This window comes from Mesorhizobium sp. M1A.F.Ca.IN.020.06.1.1 (genome assembly GCF_004023265.1).
Lineage (GTDB): Bacteria > Pseudomonadota > Alphaproteobacteria > Rhizobiales > Rhizobiaceae > Mesorhizobium.
The window spans coordinates 1-464 of record NZ_RZSR01001790.1; the positions used below are offsets into that span (position 1 = coordinate 1).

The 464-nt window shown below is 62.7% G+C and carries 1 pseudogene; it reads left to right on the plus strand.

The annotated features are described in order from the left end of the window. Positions 1 to 196: 196 nt before the first annotated feature. Positions 197 to 464, plus strand: a pseudogene (locus EOA60_RS38070) (slipin family protein); the annotation flags it as partial.

The window sequence follows — 464 nt, forward strand, 5'->3', positions numbered from 1 at the left end:
CGGCAATGCCGGCAAAGGAGCCTTCGGGCGCCGGCGCCCGCCTTGCCGCCCCGCGATCCGCTCCCGAAGGCCCGCCGCCTGGCGATGCCACCGGTCTCCGGATCATTCGTGCCGGGAAACGAAGCGAGAAACGAAAGGACGATCGACGCATGACGTGACGCCTCACATGGGGCCATGCCCGACAGGAGTAAAGACAATGAAGACCATTCTCGAAAAGGTTCTGGGACGCCAGCGCGTCCTCGTGAAGGAAAATGAACGTGCCGTTGCCCTCTACAAGGGCGAGATCCAGGCTGTCCTGATGCCGGGCGAACATTGGCTCGACAACCGGCGCGGAAACCTGGAAATCTCCAGGCACGACCTGAAGAACCCGGAATTCGTTTCGGCCTACGAGAAGGCATTGTTCGACAAGCTCCCGGATGTGGCCGCGCGTCACTTCACCGTGCTTCGCACCGGGCGCACCGACA